20 protein-coding genes are annotated in these 17,522 nt (G+C 73.3%); 11 read left to right on the top strand and 9 right to left on the bottom strand.

The annotated features are described in order from the left end of the window. Positions 1–202: 202 nt before the first annotated feature. From ACWC9T_RS17625 to ACWC9T_RS17640, 4 genes are all read left to right on the top strand, one after another. Positions 203–1,705: a S28 family serine protease gene (locus ACWC9T_RS17625; RefSeq protein WP_449821947.1), complete on the top strand. Its 1,503-nt coding sequence runs from the start codon at positions 203–205 to the stop codon at positions 1,703–1,705. Positions 1,706–1,887: 182 nt separating this feature from the next. Beyond that, positions 1,888–2,541, top strand: coding sequence for a TetR/AcrR family transcriptional regulator (locus ACWC9T_RS17630; RefSeq protein ID WP_449821948.1), 654 nt, complete (start codon positions 1,888–1,890; stop codon positions 2,539–2,541). Next, positions 2,525–4,159: an acyl-CoA dehydrogenase family protein gene (locus ACWC9T_RS17635; RefSeq protein WP_449821949.1), complete on the top strand. Its 1,635-nt coding sequence runs from the start codon at positions 2,525–2,527 to the stop codon at positions 4,157–4,159. The genes ACWC9T_RS17630 and ACWC9T_RS17635 overlap by 17 nt, the downstream gene beginning before the upstream one ends. Further along, positions 4,156–5,037 carry an amidohydrolase family protein gene (locus ACWC9T_RS17640; RefSeq protein ID WP_449821950.1) on the top strand — a complete coding sequence of 294 codons (882 nt, stop codon included), beginning with the start codon at positions 4,156–4,158 and terminating at the stop codon, positions 5,035–5,037. Before ACWC9T_RS17635 ends, ACWC9T_RS17640 begins: the two co-directional genes overlap by 4 nt. Here the strand turns inward: ACWC9T_RS17640 and ACWC9T_RS17645 are convergent. Then, the gene (locus ACWC9T_RS17645) at positions 5,030–5,836 is read right to left on the bottom strand and encodes an inositol monophosphatase family protein (protein WP_449821951.1); all 807 of its coding nucleotides are present in this window, start codon (positions 5,834–5,836) and stop codon (positions 5,030–5,032) included. The genes ACWC9T_RS17640 and ACWC9T_RS17645 overlap by 8 nt on opposite strands. A 112-nt stretch (positions 5,837–5,948) precedes the next feature. On the opposite strand from ACWC9T_RS17645, the gene ACWC9T_RS17650 reads away from it, so the two are divergent. Further along, positions 5,949–6,932 (top strand): Lrp/AsnC family transcriptional regulator, encoded by a 984-nt coding sequence (locus ACWC9T_RS17650; protein WP_449821952.1) that lies wholly within the window; start codon positions 5,949–5,951, stop codon positions 6,930–6,932. Between the two features lie 182 nt (positions 6,933–7,114). Then, the gene (locus tag ACWC9T_RS17655; protein ID WP_449821953.1) at positions 7,115–7,549 is read left to right on the top strand and encodes a hypothetical protein; all 435 of its coding nucleotides are present in this window, start codon (positions 7,115–7,117) and stop codon (positions 7,547–7,549) included. A gap of 4 nt (positions 7,550–7,553) precedes the next feature. On the opposite strand, the gene ACWC9T_RS17660 is transcribed toward ACWC9T_RS17655, so the two are convergent. The 5 genes from ACWC9T_RS17660 to ACWC9T_RS17680 all read right to left on the bottom strand — a co-directional run bounded on the left by ACWC9T_RS17660 (position 7,554) and on the right by ACWC9T_RS17680 (position 10,703). Continuing rightward, entirely contained in the window at positions 7,554–8,378 is an 825-nt protein-coding gene (locus tag ACWC9T_RS17660) for a helix-turn-helix domain-containing protein (RefSeq protein ID WP_449821954.1), read from the bottom strand. A 71-nt stretch (positions 8,379–8,449) separates the two neighbouring features. Then, entirely contained in the window at positions 8,450–8,932 is a 483-nt protein-coding gene (locus ACWC9T_RS17665) for a DUF2269 family protein (RefSeq protein ID WP_396247997.1), read from the bottom strand. A 121-nt stretch (positions 8,933–9,053) separates the two neighbouring features. Beyond that, positions 9,054–9,761, bottom strand: coding sequence for a 4'-phosphopantetheinyl transferase family protein (locus ACWC9T_RS17670; protein WP_449821955.1), 708 nt, complete (start codon positions 9,759–9,761; stop codon positions 9,054–9,056). Further along, complete coding sequence (locus tag ACWC9T_RS17675; RefSeq protein ID WP_449821956.1) at positions 9,758–9,967, bottom strand: hypothetical protein; 210 nt, start codon at positions 9,965–9,967, stop codon at positions 9,758–9,760. Before ACWC9T_RS17675 ends, ACWC9T_RS17670 begins: the two co-directional genes overlap by 4 nt. A 46-nt stretch (positions 9,968–10,013) precedes the next feature. After that, a complete protein-coding gene (locus tag ACWC9T_RS17680; protein WP_449821957.1) occupies positions 10,014–10,703 on the bottom strand; it encodes a TetR/AcrR family transcriptional regulator in 690 nt (229 codons plus the stop codon). 76 nt (positions 10,704–10,779) lie between these two features. Here ACWC9T_RS17680 and ACWC9T_RS17685 point away from each other — a divergent pair, with 76 nt between their 5' ends. Then, positions 10,780–11,730 (top strand): hypothetical protein, encoded by a 951-nt coding sequence (locus ACWC9T_RS17685; RefSeq protein ID WP_449821958.1) that lies wholly within the window; start codon positions 10,780–10,782, stop codon positions 11,728–11,730. A 1-nt stretch (position 11,731) separates the two neighbouring features. Here ACWC9T_RS17685 and ACWC9T_RS17690 read toward each other — a convergent pair whose 3' ends face one another. The 3 genes from ACWC9T_RS17690 to ACWC9T_RS17700 all read right to left on the bottom strand — a co-directional run bounded on the left by ACWC9T_RS17690 (position 11,732) and on the right by ACWC9T_RS17700 (position 14,481). After that, positions 11,732–12,229: a F0F1 ATP synthase subunit B family protein gene (locus tag ACWC9T_RS17690; RefSeq protein WP_449821959.1), complete on the bottom strand. Its 498-nt coding sequence runs from the start codon at positions 12,227–12,229 to the stop codon at positions 11,732–11,734. A 138-nt stretch (positions 12,230–12,367) separates the two neighbouring features. Next, the gene (gene kynU, locus ACWC9T_RS17695) at positions 12,368–13,594 is read right to left on the bottom strand and encodes a kynureninase (RefSeq protein WP_449821960.1); all 1,227 of its coding nucleotides are present in this window, start codon (positions 13,592–13,594) and stop codon (positions 12,368–12,370) included. Positions 13,595–13,650: 56 nt separating this feature from the next. After that, on the bottom strand, positions 13,651–14,481 hold the full coding sequence (locus ACWC9T_RS17700; RefSeq protein ID WP_449821961.1) for a tryptophan 2,3-dioxygenase: 831 nt from the start codon (positions 14,479–14,481) through the stop codon (positions 13,651–13,653). 220 nt (positions 14,482–14,701) lie between these two features. Between ACWC9T_RS17700 and ACWC9T_RS17705 the strand changes: the two genes are divergently transcribed. The 4 genes from ACWC9T_RS17705 to ACWC9T_RS17720 all read left to right on the top strand — a co-directional run bounded on the left by ACWC9T_RS17705 (position 14,702) and on the right by ACWC9T_RS17720 (position 17,446). After that, positions 14,702–15,136, top strand: coding sequence for an Lrp/AsnC family transcriptional regulator (locus tag ACWC9T_RS17705; protein ID WP_380610665.1), 435 nt, complete (start codon positions 14,702–14,704; stop codon positions 15,134–15,136). 112 nt (positions 15,137–15,248) lie between these two features. Continuing rightward, positions 15,249–15,788, top strand: coding sequence for an NADPH-dependent FMN reductase (locus ACWC9T_RS17710; RefSeq protein WP_449821962.1), 540 nt, complete (start codon positions 15,249–15,251; stop codon positions 15,786–15,788). A 212-nt stretch (positions 15,789–16,000) separates the two neighbouring features. Then, entirely contained in the window at positions 16,001–16,561 is a 561-nt protein-coding gene (locus ACWC9T_RS17715) for a DoxX family protein (RefSeq protein WP_449821963.1), read from the top strand. A 285-nt stretch (positions 16,562–16,846) separates the two neighbouring features. After that, a complete protein-coding gene (locus tag ACWC9T_RS17720) occupies positions 16,847–17,446 on the top strand; it encodes an FxLYD domain-containing protein (RefSeq protein WP_449821964.1) in 600 nt (199 codons plus the stop codon). Positions 17,447–17,522: the final 76 nt, after the last annotated feature.

The following is a 17,522-nucleotide window of genomic DNA, read 5'->3' on the forward strand; positions in this document are numbered from 1 at the left end:
GCACCGCACCCCATCAGCGGGCGACCGCCCGAGCAGTCGACGGAACCGAGGCGACCCCACTGACCAGCACCTTCCCCCGATGGGCCACCCGCGACCAGCGGGTGGCCCATTCGGCCGTCCACGAGGCGGCCGCCGCACCACCCGCACCGCAGAGTTGTGCCGACGAGGCAGCTGTCATGTCCGTTGATCCGATGGAGAGTTGATGACCGCCAAGCTGAGAAGACTGCTGGTTTCCGTCCTGCTGATACCGATGTTCGCGATCGGCGGCCTGGCCACCCCGGCCTCCGCCGCCGGCGGCCAGGGCGCAGAGGCCTCCGAGGCGGCCGGGGCCGCCCACGGCCGCGGCCCGGCCGACGACCCGAACGCCGACATCAAGGACCGCCTGGCGGCGATCCCCGGGGTGACCATCACCGAGGAGAAGCCGACCACCACCGGCCACCGCTACTTCCTGGCCACCTACACCCAGCCGATCGACCACTTCCGCCCCTGGCTGGGCACCTTCCAGCAGCGCTTCAGCGTGCTGCACCGCGGATACGACCGTCCGACCGTCTTCTACACCAACGGGTACACGCTGGGCACCAACCCGTCCCGCACCGAGCCGACCCGGCTGGTGGACGGCAACCAGGTCTCCATCGAGTACCGCTTCTTCACCCCCTCCCGCCCCGAGCCGGCCGACTGGTCCAAGGCCGGCATCCGTCAGCAGGCCGCCGATTCGCACAGGCTGGTGACCGCGCTGAAGCGGATCTACCAGCAGGAGTGGCTCTCCACCGGCGCCAGCAAGGGCGGCATGTCCTCCACCTTCTACCGCCGGTTCTATCCGGACGACGTGGCGGGCACGATCGCCTACGTCGCGCCGAACAACACCGACATCAACGACTACTCGGCCTACACCGAGTTCTTCCGCACCGTCGGCACCCCGGAGTGCCGCGCCAAGCTGAACGCCGCCCAGCGTGAGCTGCTGGTGCGCCGCGACCGCCTGGAGCCCCGCTACATCGCCGACAACAAGGCGGCGGGTTCCACCTTCAACACCCTCGGCACCCCGGACCGTGCCTATGAGGCCGGCGTGCTGGACGTGGTCTGGGCGTTCTGGCAGTACAGCCTGGAGTCGGACTGCGCCAAGGTCCCGGTGGCCGCCACCGCGACCGACGACGAGCTGTACACCTGGTACGACTCGCAGTCGGGCATCACCGGCAACAGCGACCAGTCGCTGGCGAAGTACACCGCGTACTACTACCAGGCCGCCACCGAGCTCGGCGCGCCGTTCTTCGACGTCTCGTACCTGCAGGACCAGCTGCACTACGACTACAAGGAGCTCTACTCGGCCCGCTCCTACGTGCCGAAGGAGATCCCGACCGTCTTCAACCCGTACGCGATGCCGGACATCGACCGCTGGGTGAAGCGCGAGGGCGAGCGGATCATGTTCGTCTACGGCGGCAACGACCCGTGGGGCGCCAAGCCGTTCCACCTCGGTCGGGGCAGTGACGACAGCTACGTCTACACCGTGCCCGGCGGCAACCACGGTTCCAACATCAGCAAGCTGCCGGCCGAGCAGTCGGCGGAGGCCACCGCCAAGGTGCTGGAGTGGGCCGGCCTGGGCGACCGGGACGCCGCCCGCTCGCTGGCCAAGTCGCCGCAGTCGGCCCCGGCCTTCGGCCCGCTCGACATCGAGGGCCAGCGACTGGAGCAGGAGCGCCGCCCGCTGTAACTCCCAGTAGCGGACCAGCGGAACCAGCAGAGCCAGCAGGACCAGGAACACCAGGAGGCCGTCCCGCCCGGGGCGGCCTCCTGTCGCATCCCCTATCCCCTATCCCGTATCCACGGTGTCCCCGGCCCCGGACCCCGCGCCGCCCCCTCCCCGAAGCAGTGAATCAGTGCTTCAATACTTTCATGGCCTACCGACGCACCCCCGCCGTGCAAGCCCGCCTGGACGCCCAGCGCGAGGCGGTGCTGCAGTCGGCGGTCGGCCTGCTCGCCGAGCGCGGCTACGGCGGCTGCACCATGGCCGCCGTGGCGGACCGCGCCGGGATCGCCACCGGCAGCCTCTACCAGCACTTCGCCAACAAGGCAGAGCTGTCGGTGCAGCTGTTCCGCCGGGTGGTCACCCGCGAGATGGAGGCGGTGAACGCCGCCGTCGGCCGCCGGAACACCCCGCAGCAGCGGATCGCCGCCGTGGTCGAGACCTTCGCCGCCCGCGCCCTGCGCGCGCCCCGGCTGGCGTACGCGCTGCTGGTCGAGCCGGCCGACGCGGTCGTGGACGGCGAGCGCCTGGTCTTCCGGCGGGCGTTCCGGGACGTGATCGCCACCGAGATCGCCGCCGCCGTGGCGAGCGGCGAACTCCCCGAACAAGACCCGGTGCTGACCGCCGCCGCCCTGGTCGGCGCGGTCGGCGAGGCGTTGGCCGGCCCGCTCGCCGCCGCGCCGATCGAATGCGCCGGGCCCCGACCCGGCGACAACCAGTACAGCGACAGGACCACGGTGGTCCCCGCCCTGGTCTCCTTCACCCTGCGTGCCCTGGGAGGACGCGATGACAGCGACGCATGAGGTCACCAACCAGGTGCCCCTGCCGTACGGACACGACAGCGCCGCCGACCCGACCCTGCTCGCCGCCCTGGACCGGGCAGGCGCCGGCTGGGCCGAGCCCGAGCTGCGCGAGCTCGGCCGTCTGGCGGGCTCCGAGCAGGCCGCCGAGTGGGGGCGGCTGGCCAACGAGAACCCGCCCGTGCTGCGCACCCACGACCGCTTCGGCCACCGGATCGACGAGGTCGAGTTCCACCCGTACTGGCACGAGCTGATGCGCACCGCCGTCTCGTACGGTCTGCACGCCGCGCCCTGGCGGGAGGAGCGGCCCGGCGCCCACTCCGCCCGCGCCGCCAAGTTCTACGTGTGGGGCCAGGTCGAGGCCGGCCACACCTGCCCGATCTCGATGACCTACGCCGCCATCCCGGCCCTGCGTCAGAACGCCTCCCTGGCCGCCGAGCTGGAGCCGCTGCTGGCCGCCACCGAGTACGACTACGGGCTGCGCGAGCCGCGCACCAAGCGCGGGCTGATCGCCGGCATGTCGATGACCGAGAAGCAGGGCGGCTCGGACGTCCGCACCAACACCACCAGCGCCATCCCGCACGCCGACGGCACCTACCGGCTCACCGGCCACAAGTGGTTCACCTCGGCGCCGATGTCCGACCTCTTCCTGACGCTCGCCCAGGCGCCCGGCGGGCTCAGCTGCTTCATGCTGCCGCGCGTCCTCCCGGACGGCAGCCGCAACCGGCTGCACCTGATGCGGCTCAAGGACAAGCTCGGCAACAAGTCCAACGCCTCCGCCGAGCTGGAGTACGACGGCGCGGTCGGCTGGCTGGTCGGCGAGGAGGGCCGGGGCGTGCCGACCATCATCGAGATGGTCAACATGACCCGCCTGGACTGCACCGTCGGAGCCGCCTCCGGCATGCGCTACGGCACCACCCGGGCCGTTCACCACGCCCTGCACCGGCGGGCGTTCGGCAAGGCGCTGGTCGACCAGCCGCTGATGCGCAATGTGCTGGCCGACCTGGTGGTGGAGTCCGAGGCCGCCACCACGGTCGCGATGCGGCTCGCCCAGGCCACCGACCTCGCCCTGGCCGGGGACGAAACCGAGTCGCTGGTGCGGCGGCTGGGTCTGGCGGTGGCCAAGTACTGGGTGTGCAAGCGCGGTCCGGTGCACTCCGCCGAGGCGCTGGAGTGCCTGGGCGGCAACGGCTACGTCGAGGAGTCCGGGATGCCCCGGCTCTACCGCGAGGCGCCGCTGGTGTCGATCTGGGAGGGCTCCGGCAACGTCGCCGCCCTGGACGCGCTGCGTGCCATGGCCAAGCGCCCGGAGACGGTCGAGGCCTTTCTCGGCGAACTCGACGCCGCCGCCGGCGCTGACCGTCGACTGGACGCTGCCGTCGCCGAACTGCGCAAGCAGCTCAGCGACGTGACCGACCTGGAGTTCCGCACCCGGCGACTGGTCGAGTCGATGGCGCTGGCCTTCCAGGGCTCGCTGCTGGTCCGGTACGGCAGCCCGGCGGTGGCCGACGCCTTCTGCGCCACCCGCCTGGGCGGCGACCACGGTGCCGCCTTCGGCACCCTGCCGCCCGGCGTCGACGCCGCCGGGATCATCGACCGGGCCCGCCCGGTGCCCGCGTGACCAATCAAGAAGCCGCAGCGGTAAGGGAGTTCTGGCAGACGCTGGGCCTGCCCGGGCTGATCGACGTGCACACCCACTTCATGCCGAAGAACGTCCTCGACAAGGTGTGGGCGTACTTCGACGCGGCCGGCCCGCTGGTGAACCGCCCCTGGCCGATCACCTACCGCGAGGCCGAGGAACAACGGGTCCAGCGGCTGAGGGAGTTCGGTGTCCGGGCGTTCACCTCGATGCTCTACCCGCACAAGCCGGGCATGGCCGCCTGGCTGAACGCCTGGGCCGCCGACTTCGCCGCCCGCACCCCGGACTGCCTGCACACCGCGACCTTCTTCCCCGAGCCCGGGGCGGCCGGGTACGTGGCGCGGGCGGTCGAGGACGGCGCCCGGGTGTTCAAGGCGCACCTCCAGGTCGGCGGCTACCACCCGGCGGACCGGCAACTGGACGAGGTCTGGGGGCTGCTCGCCGACACCGGCACCCCGGTGGTCACCCACTGCGGATCCGGGCCGGTGCCGGGCAGGTTCACCGGCCCCGGCCCGATCGGCGAGGTGCTGGAGCGGCACCCCGGACTGGTCCTGGTGGTCGCGCACCTCGGCATGTCCGAGTACCGCGACTTCCTCGACCTGGCCGAGCGTCACCCGGCCGTCCGGCTGGACACCACCATGGCGTTCACGGACTTCGCCGAGGCCGACGTCCCGTTCCCGCGTGACGAGCTGCCGCGCCTGCGCGGGCTGCGGGAGCGCGTCCTGCTCGGCAGTGACTTCCCCAACATCCCGTACCGGTACGTCCACCAGCTGGAGGCACTGGCCGGGCTGGGCCTGGGGGAGGAGTGGCTGCGGGCGGTCTGCCACGACAACGCCGCCGCCCTGTTCAAGCTCAGCTGACCGAACGCAGCACCCCCAGCGCGTCCGCGTGCAGCCCGGGCGCGGCGGCGAGGAAGCTGTCGGAGCCGGCCGTCCAGGCCGCCCCGGCGGCGTCCGTCACCGCCGCGCCCGCCTCGCTCGCGATCAGCGCGCCGGGCAGCAGGTTGCCCGCGTCCGCGCCGTACTCCCAGAACAGCGCCAGATGCCCGGAGCCGACCTGGGCCACCTGGAGCGCGGTCGGGCCGAGGTTGCGCACCGCCATCGCCGCGCCCGCCATCGCGGACAGCGACTCGCCCGCCCGGCGCAGCGCCACCGGATCGTCGGCCACCCGGGGCGGCTGGCTGGTGGCGGCGACGGTGACCGCCAACTCCCGCTCCAGCGGCGCGATCGGCCGTCCGTCCAGCTGCGCCCCGCCACCCAGCACCGCCCGGTAGGTCCGGCCGCCGGCCTGCTCGGGCGCGTGCACCACGGCCAGCACCGCAGCTCCGTCCCGCACCAGCGCCGCCGTCACCGCCCAGTGCGGCTGGCCCAGCAGGTACTGCACCGCACCGTCGGTCGCGTCGCACATCCACCACTCGCCCTCGCAGGGCACCGAGCCGTCCAGCTCCTCCGGCGCCCAGCCGGCCCGCGGACGCAGCGCGGCCAGCCGCTCGCGCAGCTCGGTGGCGGCCGGGCCGTCCAGCTCCGCGAAGGCGGCCATCGCCTCCGCCACCGTCCGTCCCGGGGTCGGCTGGTCCGGCCGACGCGCCGCCAGTTTCCCGCCGACCTCGCGCACCGCGGCCTCCGCACCCTCCGCCAGCGTCCACAGCTCGTCCGTCACGGCGACTCCTCCGTTCCCGGGCCGGTTCGCTCCGGCCGCCCGGGACAAGGAGTACCGTCAAGTCTGCTGAACAGGACGCTCAAATGACTGTGAATGACGGAGATCGGACATCATGGACCTCGCCACGACCGATCCGGACACCGTGCTGGACACCCTCGACCGCCGCCTGGTCTGCGCGCTCCAGCTGGACGGACGGGCCGAGCCCGGCCGGATCGCCGAGGTGCTGGGCGTCTCCGCCCGGACGGTCACCCGCCGGCTCGGCCGGATGCGGCAGGCCGGGGTGCTGCGGGTGGTCCGGATGCCCGACGTGGAGGACGCCGCCGTGGGCGCGCTGCTGCTGCGGGTCCGGGTGCTGCGCGGCCGGGTGGACGCGATCGCCCGGGCGCTGGCCGACCGCTCCGACGTGCCCTTCGTCGACGTGATGCTCGGCGGCCACGAGATCGGCGCGGTCATGCTGGGGGACGCTGGCTCCCGGGACCGCCTGCTGTACGGGCAGCTGCCCGCGACCGGCGCCGTCACCGAGACCACCACCCACGCCGTGCTGCACGCCTTCGCCGACGCCGGGCAGTGGCAGGCCGGCTACCTGACCGAGCCGGAGGCGGCCGCCCTCGCCAGGCCCGTCCCGCCGCGCCCCACCGCACCCCCACCGCTGGACGAGCTCGACCGCGCGCTGCTGGACCGGCTGGGCGAGGACGCCCGGCAGTCCCACGCCGTGCTGGCCGGGGCGGTCGGCGCGCCCGAGTCGACCGTCCGGCGCAGGCTGCACCGGTTGGACGAGGTCGGGCTGCTGCGCACCCACGCCACCGTGGACCCGCGGCTGCTCGGCATGGCCGTGGACGCCAACCTCTGGCTGGACGTCCCGCCCGGCCGGCTCGCCGAGGTCGGCACCGAGCTGGCCGGCCACCCGCAGGTGCACGGCGTCTTCGCCACCAGCGGCCCGACCAACCTGCTGGCCGTGATCTTCTGCCCGGACCACGGCGGCCTCTACCGCTTCCTCACCGACATCCTCGGCCCGCTCGGTGTCACCCGCGCCGAGACCACCATCACCGCCCGCGCGGTGAAGCGGGCGGGCGTGCTGCTCAGGCAACGGCCGTGAGCCGAAGGGGCCTCACGTAGGAGGCCGAGGCCGTTACCCGCGAGGTCGAGGCCCTTACCCGCGAGGTCGAGGCCCTTACCCGCGAGGTAATCGACGTCCGCCGACCGGCCCGGCAGGGTGGAGGCATCCGGTCGGCGCCACGGCCGCCGGGATCCCCGTCCCCGTCAGGAGGCCGATCCGCCATGTCCGCCAGCACGCGTCACGCCAGCGCCCTCACGCCCGCCGCCTCCGCCCTCTCGCCGTGGACCGTGCGCGGCGCCCTGGGACTCGACGCCCTGGTGACGGGCGGCAACGGCCTGGCCTATCTGGCCTTCCCCGGCCCGCTCGGCGAGCTGCTCGGCGTCGGCCGCACCACCCTGCTGGACCTCGGGCTCCTCCTCACCGGCTACGCCCTGGCGGTCGGCGCGCTGGCCGCCCGCCGGCGCCCGCACCGGTTGGCCGTCCTGACGGTGGTCGACCTCAACATCGCCTGGACGGTGCTCAGCCTGGTCGCGCTCACCGCCTGGCTGGAGCCGACCGCCGCGGGCACCGTCTGGATCCCGGCCCAGGCCGCCGTGGTGACCCTGTTCGCCGTGCTCCAGCTCACCGCCCTGCGGCGGAGCGGCAGCCGTACCTGAGGCATCAACGTTCCGGTCCCACCACGGACTGCAGGAAGCGGACCGTCTCCGCGTCGGCCGGCAGGAAGGTCTCCAGGGCCAGCTCGGAGACGGTCACGTCCAGCGGGGTGTTGAAGGTCGCGATGGTGGACAGGAAGGAGAGCACCCGCCCGTCGTGCCGGATCCGCAGCGGCAGCGCGAACGGGCAGCCGTCCTCGACGGCGTCCTCGGCCGGCCCGCCGGCCGGCTCGGGGTAGCCGCTGACCTCCTCGTACAGCTGCCGCAGCGGCTCGGCGTGGACCAGTTCCAGCTGCTGTTCCATCCGCTTCAGCAGATGCCGCCGCCACTGCCGGAGGTTGACGATGCGCGGCGCCACCCCGTCCGGGTGCAGGGCGACCCGGATCGCGTTGAACGGGGGTCGGAGCAGCTGCGGGGCGACGCCGTCCAGCAGCAGGGCGAGCGAGCGGTTGGCCGCCAGCACCCGGAAGGTCCCGTCGACCACCACCGCCGGGTACGGGTCGTGGGCGGCGAGCAGCCGCTCGATGCTGCCGCGCAGCGCGTCCATCGACGGGTCGTCCAGCGGCGTTTCGGGGTAGTGCGGGGCGTAACCGGCCGCCAGCAGCAGGGTGTTGCGCTCGCGCACCGGGACGTCCAGCTGTGCGGCCAGCCGCAGCACCAGCTCGCGGCTCGGGCGGGAGCGGCCGTTCTCGACGAAGCTGAGGTGCCGGGCCGAGGAGTCCGCCCGCAGCGCCAGCTGCAGTTGGCTCAGCTGTCGTCGCTCCCGCCAACCGCGCAGCAGCGGGCCGACTCCGGTCCCCGTCGGGCTGCCCATGCCCGCCATGATCGTCATGGCCAAGGACGGTACTCGAACCGACCCGGTCGGCGGGAGGGGGCAGGGCGGATCGGACCGCGCGGGGCCGGTCAGGCCCCGGTGGTCGACCCCGGGCGGATGATCATCAGCACCACGACCACGGCCCACAGCAGGTTGAACACCCCGGCCGTCATCGGCAGCATCCGCAGGCCGCTGACGGCCTTGGTGTGCTGCTCGTCCTTCGGGTCGAGGCCGAGCGCGTCCACGGCGGCCTGCTGGCCGGGCAGCACGAAGAGCAGCAGCGAGAGCGCGGCGATCGCGGTGAGCACCATCGAGGCGATCATCCAGGACTGCCCGAGCACGTCCATCACCTGCGCCAGGCCGATGCCCAGCACCGGCACCGCGACGCCGAGCAGCGCGTAGACCTGGGTGATCCGGTGCAGGACGCGCAGCACGCCCGCGTCCGAGGCCTGGTCCGGCCCGCCGGCGAGGGCGGCCTTCGCGCGGCGCGGGAACATGCTGACGGCCACCGCGACCGGGCCTATGAACAGGACCGACGCGAGGACGTGCAGGCTCAGCAGGAACTTGGCCATGGCGGGGCACCCTTTGATCCGGTGGGCAGCTGGGTCGGCGGGCGTGCGCCGTCGGCGCGCCCACGACCAGGCACGCTAACACCGCTTATCCACCGGCCCCGCGCGCGGGTGCCCCCGGCGGCTACCCGGCCGCGGCCAGGTCCACGACGGTCGGCGGGGCGGTGCTGACCGCCGCGACGGCGGCGCCGTGCTCCCGGTCGGTCCAGTCGAGCAGGTACAGGTCCTGGTACCGGCTGCGCAGCGGGGCGCCGGGCGGGACGTCCAGCGGCAGGGCGGAGAGGTCGATCTGCCCGAGGGTGTCCAGGGTGGCCCGCCCGATCTTGATCAGTGACTCCTTGCGCACCCACTGCCGCAGGAAGGCCGGGTTCGGCTCCTGCGCCGCCTCGACCTGCGCCAGCTCGGCCGGGGCGAGCACCCGCCGGGCGACCGCGCGCAGCGAGCCGCCCCGGGCGGCCAGCTCGACGTCCACCCCGATCGGCTGGTGGGCGGCGCCGGCCGCGACCACTCCCCGGGTGTGGGACAGGCTCACGTGCACCCCGGGGTGGTCCGGCAGGTACGGCCTGCCGTGGTCGGCGAGGCCGCAGTCCGGGCACTCCTGGGCGAGCACCAGCTCGGCCACCGGGACGCCGAGCAGCCGGGCGGCGCAGAGCCGGACCAGGACGTGTCCGGCGGTGAAGTCGATCCGCCCGGACGCGTGCCGGAACCGTTCGGCGCGCGCTCGCTCGATGTCGGTGAGCAGGTGCTCGCCCGCCTCTGGGTGCCGCAGTACGGCGTCGGCGGACGCGACGGCGACGAGCGGCGTGCTCTGGTCCTGGGCCTCGGTGGTCATGCCGTCCAACCTAGTCGGGCCGGCGGCCGGACGTGGTGCGCGGGCCGGGCGGGCCCGCCCGGACGGGCCGGCGCGACCGGCACCGTCGACGTCTCCTCCAACCAGGCCACCTTCACCGGTGACGGCATCAGCACGAAGCAGGTCTTCGACGTCAGCAGGAACCTCGCCTCGCCGAGCGGCGGGCAGATCGGCCTGGTCTTCAGCATCCCGGCTGCACGTCGCCGATGGCGAGGGCCTGAGCGCCCGCCCGGGTCAGCGCTTCGGCGGGTAGTCCGCGAGCCCCGAGGCGAGCAGGCCGAAGGCCCGGTCCACCGCCGCCTCGACCCGGGCGCGCACCGCCTCGATCGGCTCTCCGGCGACCATCGCCCGGCGGATCTCGGCGAGCACCGCGCGATGGGCTCCGACCACGGCGCCGGCCACCACCCGGGGGAGCGGGTCGTCCTCCCCGGCCCCTGACTCCCCGGCCCCTGACTCCTCGGCCCCTGACTCCCCGGCCCCTGACTCCCCGGCCCCTGACTCCTCGGCCAGGACGGCTGCCAGCGCTTCCTCGGCGCGCTCGCCGAGTTCCAGCAGCCGGGCCCGCAGTGCCGGGCTGTCGTCGATGATCCGCCAGAACGCCGCCATCTGCGGGTTCAGCCCGACCGTCGGCTCCCCGTCGGCGACGGCCGTCAGCAGGTCGGCCCGTACGGCGTCCACGGCGGAGCTGCCGGTGGGTCGCTGTCGGACGACCTCGGCCAGGTGGGCGACCACCTCGTCCTGCCGGTCGAAGAACAGGTCCTCCTTGGTCGGGAAGTAGTTGAACACCGTGTTGGGCGAGACCCCGGCAGCCCGGGCCACTTCGACCACCGTGACCTGCTCGAAGCCGCGCTCGGCGAACAGGCCCATGGCGGTGTCGGCCAGGAGCTCCCGGGTCTGCTGCTTCTTGCGTTCGCGAAGTCCCATGGCGGAATCCTACGGCGGAACCATGGTGCCGCACCAAATTTGAAGTGGCACCAAAAATGTCGGCTACGGTGTCGGCATGACCTTCACCTTCGGCATCTATCCCGGCGGGCTGCTCGGCGACGACACCGGCCTGATCGAACCCGTCCGCCCCGACGATCCCGTGCGGATCACCGCCGCCCTGCGCGAACTCCAGGGCGACGCACCTGAACTGATCGTCCGCGCCTACCGGCTGTACCCGGACGGCGCGCACACCCCGGAGCGGCCCGAGCAGTACGCCGTCGAGGGCCGGAAGCTCGACCTCGTGCTCCAGTTCCGGGAGCGCAGCAGGGAGTTGGCTGGCTGGCTGGACTTCGTCCGGCGGACGGTCCGGGCCGAGGGCGGCCGCCTGGCCTGTGTGCAGATCTGCGAGGAGCCCAACCTCGACGCCCCGCCCGTGGACGGCAGCATCCCGAACGTCCGCCGGGCGTTGGTCGAGGGCGTCATCGCGGCCAAGGAGGAGGCGCTGGCCTGCGGTTACGACCGGCTGGCGGTCGGTTTCAATGCGGTGCCGTCCTTCGGCGCCGCCGCCGACACCTTCTGGGACGAGATCGGCAAGCTCGCCGACGACCGCTTCCACCGCGCCCTGGACTACGTCGGCGTGGACTTCTTCCCGGACGTCTTCGGGGCCGTCCCCTCCGGCCAACTCGCCGATGCCGTAAGGGCAGTGCTCACCGGCTTCCGCGCCGACGCGTTGCCCCGGGCCGGGATCGGGCCGGCCGTCCCGCTGCGGATCTGCGAGAACGGCTGGCCCACCGGCCTCGGGCGGAGCGAGGCGCGGCAGGCCGAGGTGGTCGAGGAGGTGGTTCGGACGGCAGCCGGGGTGGCCGCCGAACTCGCCGTCGTCGGCTACACCTTCTTCGCCCTGCGGGACGCCGACAGCACGGGCCCCGGGCTGTTCCACCACTTCGGCCTGTTGCGCGACGACTACACGCGCAAGCCGGCCTTCGACGTCTACCGCAAGCTCGTCGCGGAGTTGGCGGTCGGGTAGCTCAGTGGGTCTCGAAGAACCGGTCCACCGTGCGCCGTTCGGCGGCGATCGCGTGGAGCGGTTCGCCGACCACCCGGCCGGCCAGGGTGACGGCCAGCCCGCCGACGTCCTGTCGGAGCCGGGTGGCCGCCTCGGCCTGGTCGGCGGCGATCCGGGCGTGCCCGGTGGCGAGCAGCAGGTCGCGGTCGCGGAGGCCCTCGGCGCGGGCCGCCGCGATCGCCGCCGTGCCCTGTTCGGCGTACTCCTGTCGGATCCGGGCCGCCTCGTGCCGGGCCGCGGTGATTTTCTGCAGAGCGGCGTCCCGGGTGGCCTCGGCCTCGGCGCGGACGGCCTCCGCGCGTTCGGTGCGGCCCTCGGTCGCGTCCCACCGCTGGGCCCGGACCCGCTCGACGCGCGGGAGCAGGTGGAAGCCGAGTGCCCACATCAACAGGAAGAATTGGGCCAGGCCGAGGGCCAGCATGGAGGGATCGGGCTTGAGCGGGCCGAGTTCGATGTCCACGCACAACCTCCCCTTGTTCTGACGGGCGGTCAAAACCTAGGTTTCCCTGATGCGATGACGGTCGAACGTTCACTCGGCCATGACCTGCGTCACTTCACACGCCCTGCGGTGTCACGGCCCCATGACCCCGGCTTCCGGCTACGTCACCTCGCCCCGGCGGGAGAAGCGCTCCTCCCGCCATTCGCCGCTCGCCAGCACCTCGGCCAGCTGCCGGGCCGCGTCCCAGACCTCGGCGTACGAGAGGTAGAGCGGCGTGAAGCCGAAGCGCATCAGGTCCGGCGCGCGGAAGTCCCCGATCACCCCGCGCGCGATCAGCGCCTGCACCACCGGGTACCCGTCGGCGTGCCGCAGCGCTACTTGGCTGCCGCGCCGGGCGTGCTCGCGCGGGGTCGCCACCTCGACCCCGTCCAGGCTCTCGACCAGCGAGATGAACAGGTCGGTCAGCGCCAGGCTCTTGGCCCGGACCGCCGCCAGGTCCGCCCGCTCCCAGACGTCCAGCGAGGCGCCCAGTGCGGCCTGGCCGAGCAGCGAGGGCGAGCTGGTCAGGAACCGGCCGATGCCCGGCCTGGGGTCGTAGCCGGGCTCGAAGGCGAACGGGCGGGCGTGCCCGAACCAGCCGCTCAGCGGCTGCCGCGGAGCGGCCGCCAGGTGCCGCTCGGCGACGTACAGGAAGGCCGGCGAGCCGGGGCCGCCGTTCAGGTACTTGTAGGTGCAGCCGATCGCGAAGTCCGCGTTCGCGGCGGCGAGTTCGACCGGCAGCGCGCCCACCGAGTGGCACACGTCCCAGATCATCAGGGCGCCCGCGGCCTGGACCCGGGCAGTGATCCCGGGCATGTCCAGCAGCTCGCCGGTTCGGTAGTCCACGTGCGAGAGGACCACCGCGGCGACGTCCCCGTCCAGGTGCCCGTCCAGCTGCTCCGGGCGGATCAGCAGGCTGCGCCCGCCCTCGACCAGGCCGGTCACGCCCTCGGCGATGTACAGGTCGGTCGGGAAGGCCTCGGCGTCGCCGAGCACCGTGCGCCGCCCGGGGCGCAGCGTGAGCGCCGCCGAGAGCACCTTGAACAGGTTCACCGAGGTGGTGTCGCAGACGACCACTTCCGCCGGATCGGCTCCGATCAGCGGCGCGATCCGCCGCCCCAGCCGGTACGGCTGCTCGAACCAGCCGGCGTCGTTCCAGCTGCGGATCAGCTCCCGGCCCCACTCCTCCTCGACGACCTGCCGGACCCGCTCCGGCGTGCGCACCGGCAGCGCACCCAGCGAGTTGCCGTCCAGGTAGATCACCCCGTCCGGCAGGGCGAACTCCTTGCGGAACGCCGCCAGCGGGTCGACGGCGTCCAGCGCCGCGCACTCCTCGCGCGTGATCATGCCCATTCCCTCGGTCCCCTCGCTCGCAACCGGTTCCGTCGCCGCTCCGTCGCCCGTCACAGCTCGTCCCGGATCGTCCACAGCTCCGGGAAGACGTCCTGCTCGGCAGACTTGCGCAGCCACGTCAGCCCACTGGAGCCGCCCGAGCCGGGCTTGCCGCCCATCGTCCGCTTGACCGCGGTCAGGTGGCGCTGGCGCCATCGGGTGACCCGCTCCGCCACGTCCAGCAGTGCCTCGCCGAGCGGCTGCAGGGCGGCGCACTCCGGGTCGGTGTAGACCCGGCGCCAGGCGGCCGCGACCTCCTCGGACGGCTGGTAGCGCTGCTCGGAGGGCTCCGGGTGCACCACCAGGCCGCGCCGGGCCAGCAGCGCCAGCGCCTCGTCGTACAGGCTGGGGGAGCGCAGCGCCTCGACCAGCTCGGCCCGGGTCTGCGGCATCTCGCCGTACATGTTCAGCAGCGCGGCGTTCTTGTTGCCGAGCATGAACTCCAGGTGCAGGAAGGCCGCGGACTGGAAGCCGGAGGCCTCGCCGAACAGCGCGCGGAAGGAGTTGAACTCCTGCGGGGTCATGGTGGCCAGCAGGTCCCAGGACTCCACCAGCACGTCCTGCGCGTGGGTGCCGCGGCGCAGCGCGGCCAGCGCGGCGGTCAGGTCGTCCTCGCGCAGCGCCTGCCCGGCCTGCGTCCACTCGTGCCGCAGCAGGTCGAAGAGCAGCTCCATCACCTGCGTGGTGACGATGAACGACAGCTCGGCCGGCTCCTTGCTGCGCGGCTGCTGCAGGCTGTGCAGCTCCTCCAGACGCACGTACTGCGCGTACGGGGTGCCCCGACCCGGCTCGCCGTCCCGACCGAATGACAGGTTGGGTGTCTCCACCGTGTCGTGCCCCATCCCGATCCCTCCTGATCCGTCCGGGCCTCGTCGCCCGGGGCCGGCGGAGCGGACGGGCGTCCTGGTTCCGCCGGGGAGCCCATTGTGCGGCGCCATGGCCCCCCGCTTGAATGGCCGATGGGCACCGCAACCACGTTTCGGGCTGTCGTTCGCAAGGCGTTAGGCCCATCCGCTTTATGAATGAAAAACCGCTGATCACAACCGCTTTTCAGGAGTCGCCATGGACGCCGTCGACCGCCGCCTGCTGGCCGAGCTGCAGGCGGACGCCAGGCTCTCGTACAACGAACTCTCCCGCCGGGTGAGCCTGTCCGCACCCGCGGTGGCCGAACGGGTCCGCCGCCTGGAGGCTGACGGGGTGATCAGCGGCTACCACGCCCATGTCGACCTCACCCGGGCCGGGCTGCCGATCACCGCGCTGGTCCAGATCCAGTGCTACGGCCCGCGGTGCGTGCTGCGCGACCCCGAGGTGGAGACCTGGCCGGAGGTGCTCCAACTGCACCGGGTGACCGGCGGTGCCTGCTGCGTGCTGCTGGTCGCGGTGTCGACGATGGCCGAGTTCGAGGCGCTCTGCGACCGGCTCGGCGGCTACGGCCAGCCGTCCAGCTCGATGATCCTCTCCAGCCCGGTGCCCTGGCGGCCGGTGGAGCTGCGGTAGGGCGTGCCCGGGCGTCGCGGACCCGGCGGAGGTCCGCAGGACCCGCCCTGTCCCGGCGCCGGGGCGGTGGCGGCTGGCCTTGACGTGAACGTCAAGGAGTAGGTTCCTCGGCATGCCGAACGAGCGCCACATCCTGCTGCTGCCCGGGAGCCTACGGGCCGGCTCCTCCAACGAGAGCGTGCTGCGCACCGCCGCCGTCGTGGCCGCCGCCCTGCCGGGCGTCCGGACCACGTACTACGCCGGGCTGGCCGGGCTGCCGCACTTCAACCCGGACCATGACACCGACCCGCTGCCGGAGCCGGTGAGCGCGCTGCGGGCCGCGATCGGGGCCGCCGACGCGCTGCTGGTCTGCACCCCGGAGTACGCCGGGACGCTGCCGGGCTCGTTCAAGAACCTGCTGGACTGGACGGTCGGCGGGGTCGAGATCTCCGACAAGCCGACCGGCTGGATCAACTGCGCCGCCCCGGGCCGCGGCCAGGGCGCCGAGGCCACCCTCCGTACCGTGCTCGGCTACACCGGCGCGGCCGTGGTGGACGAGGCCTGCGCGCGGATCCCGCTGGAGCGTTCGGCGGTCGGCCCGGACGGGCTGGTCGCCGACCCGTCGGCGCGCGAGCGGATCGGGGCGGTGCTGACCCGGCTGGCGGCGGGCTGACCCGCACGGGCGGCCGGGGGTCGGAAGCCCGGTCCGGCCGGAAGCCCGGAGGGGATTCCTTTGCGCCCGCGTCGGGGAGGAAGCCTCCCCGACGGTCGGTCCATTCCTCACCGCCGTTGAATTCGCCCGGATGGCGGTCCCGACTCGAACGGGTGCGCGCTCTCGGGTGCCATGGAGGTACGACCACTCCTTGGCGGAAACGAGGATGCGACATGTGCCTGAACCGTAAGGACCTGGGCCTGCTGGCCCTGCGCAGTGCGGTCGGCGGGGTGCTGATCGCGCACGGCACCCAGAAGCTGTTCGGCTGGTTCGGCGGTGGCGGCCTGGAGGGCACCACCAAGGCCATGGACCACATGGGCTTCCATCCGGCCCGGGGGAGCGCGGTCGCGGCGGGCTTCGGCGAGGCGGGCGGCGGCGCGCTGCTGGTGGCCGGGCTGGCCACCCCGGCGGCCGGTGCGGTGGTGGCCGGGACGATGGCCGGGGCGGTGGCGGTGCACGTCCCGGCGGGCTTCTTCGCGATGTCCGGCGGCTACGAGTATCCGGCCTTCCTCGGCGCGACCGGGCTGGCGATCGGTCTGGCCGGGCCCGGGCGGTACTCGCTGGACCACCTGACCGGGCACGTCTTCGACCGGCCGTGGACAGGCCTGCTGGCCTTCGCGGCGAGTGCGGTCGGCGCGTACGGGGTGGTCGCGCGGCGCCGGCACGTGGTGCGGCTGCGCGAGGAGCGGGCGGCGGTGGAGGCGGACGAGCAGGAGGGCTCCGGGCTGTCGTGATTCCGCCGGGTTGAGGGTCCGTCGATCGCAGGAGCCCTCACCCGGACGCACCACCTCTGCTGGCGGCCCCGGCTGGGGCTGCAGAAGGTGGACGGGGACACGCCGGTAGCCCGGTGTCCCAGTCCTCGGCAGAAACGAGGACCCGCGTGACCCGCCTCCCACGAACGGGGAGGCTTCTCACTTGGCTCCGTGGAGCCTCATGACGGTCAAGCCCTGACCGCTGCCCGAGGGCAGGACGCAGAGTCCGCTACGGCAACACGGACCGTAATTGAGAATGGATCGGATATGGATCGCCAGCCACTCACCCGGGCCACCGAGCAGAACCTGGACGCGCCGCCGGTGCGTCCGCGTCACCGGGCCGTGGCAGGGGTGTTGGCCGCAGCCGTGGTCGGCGGGGTGGCGCTGGCGGGTTGCTCCTCCGGCACGAGCGCGAGCGGTACGGCCTCCCAGGCGGCGAGCGCGGTGCAGAAGGCCGCGAGCGCCGCCGCTTCCGCCGCCTCGGCGCTGGCGTCGGCGGCGGGCGGGGCGGGGGCCGCGATCGCCTCGGCGGAGGCCCAGGCCTCGGCGGCGGTCTCGGCCGCCTCCTCGGCGGTCGCCGGGATCAAGGGCGGGCTGGACGGCAAGGGGGACGTGACGGTCGGGGCGGTGACCGCCGGGACGGACGGCAAGACGCTGGCGCAGCTGACCGTCACCAACCACGGCCAGCAGTCGTACCGGTACGTGATTCAGGTGAACTTCACCGACGAGAACGGCAAGCTGCTGGACGCGACCGCGGTGACCGTCCCGGACGTCGCGGTCGGTCAGAGCGTCCAGGCCACCGCGCGCAGCAACCTGAACCTCTCCGGCACGGTCAAGGCCGCGGTGGCGAACGCGGTCCGCTTCTGAAGTCCCTGCTCGGCGCGGGGGTTGAACCTTAAGCGCGGCTCAAGGGCCAACGGCACCCCTTGACGGGCGAGTTGGT

This window comes from Kitasatospora sp. NPDC001159 (assembly GCF_053598235.1).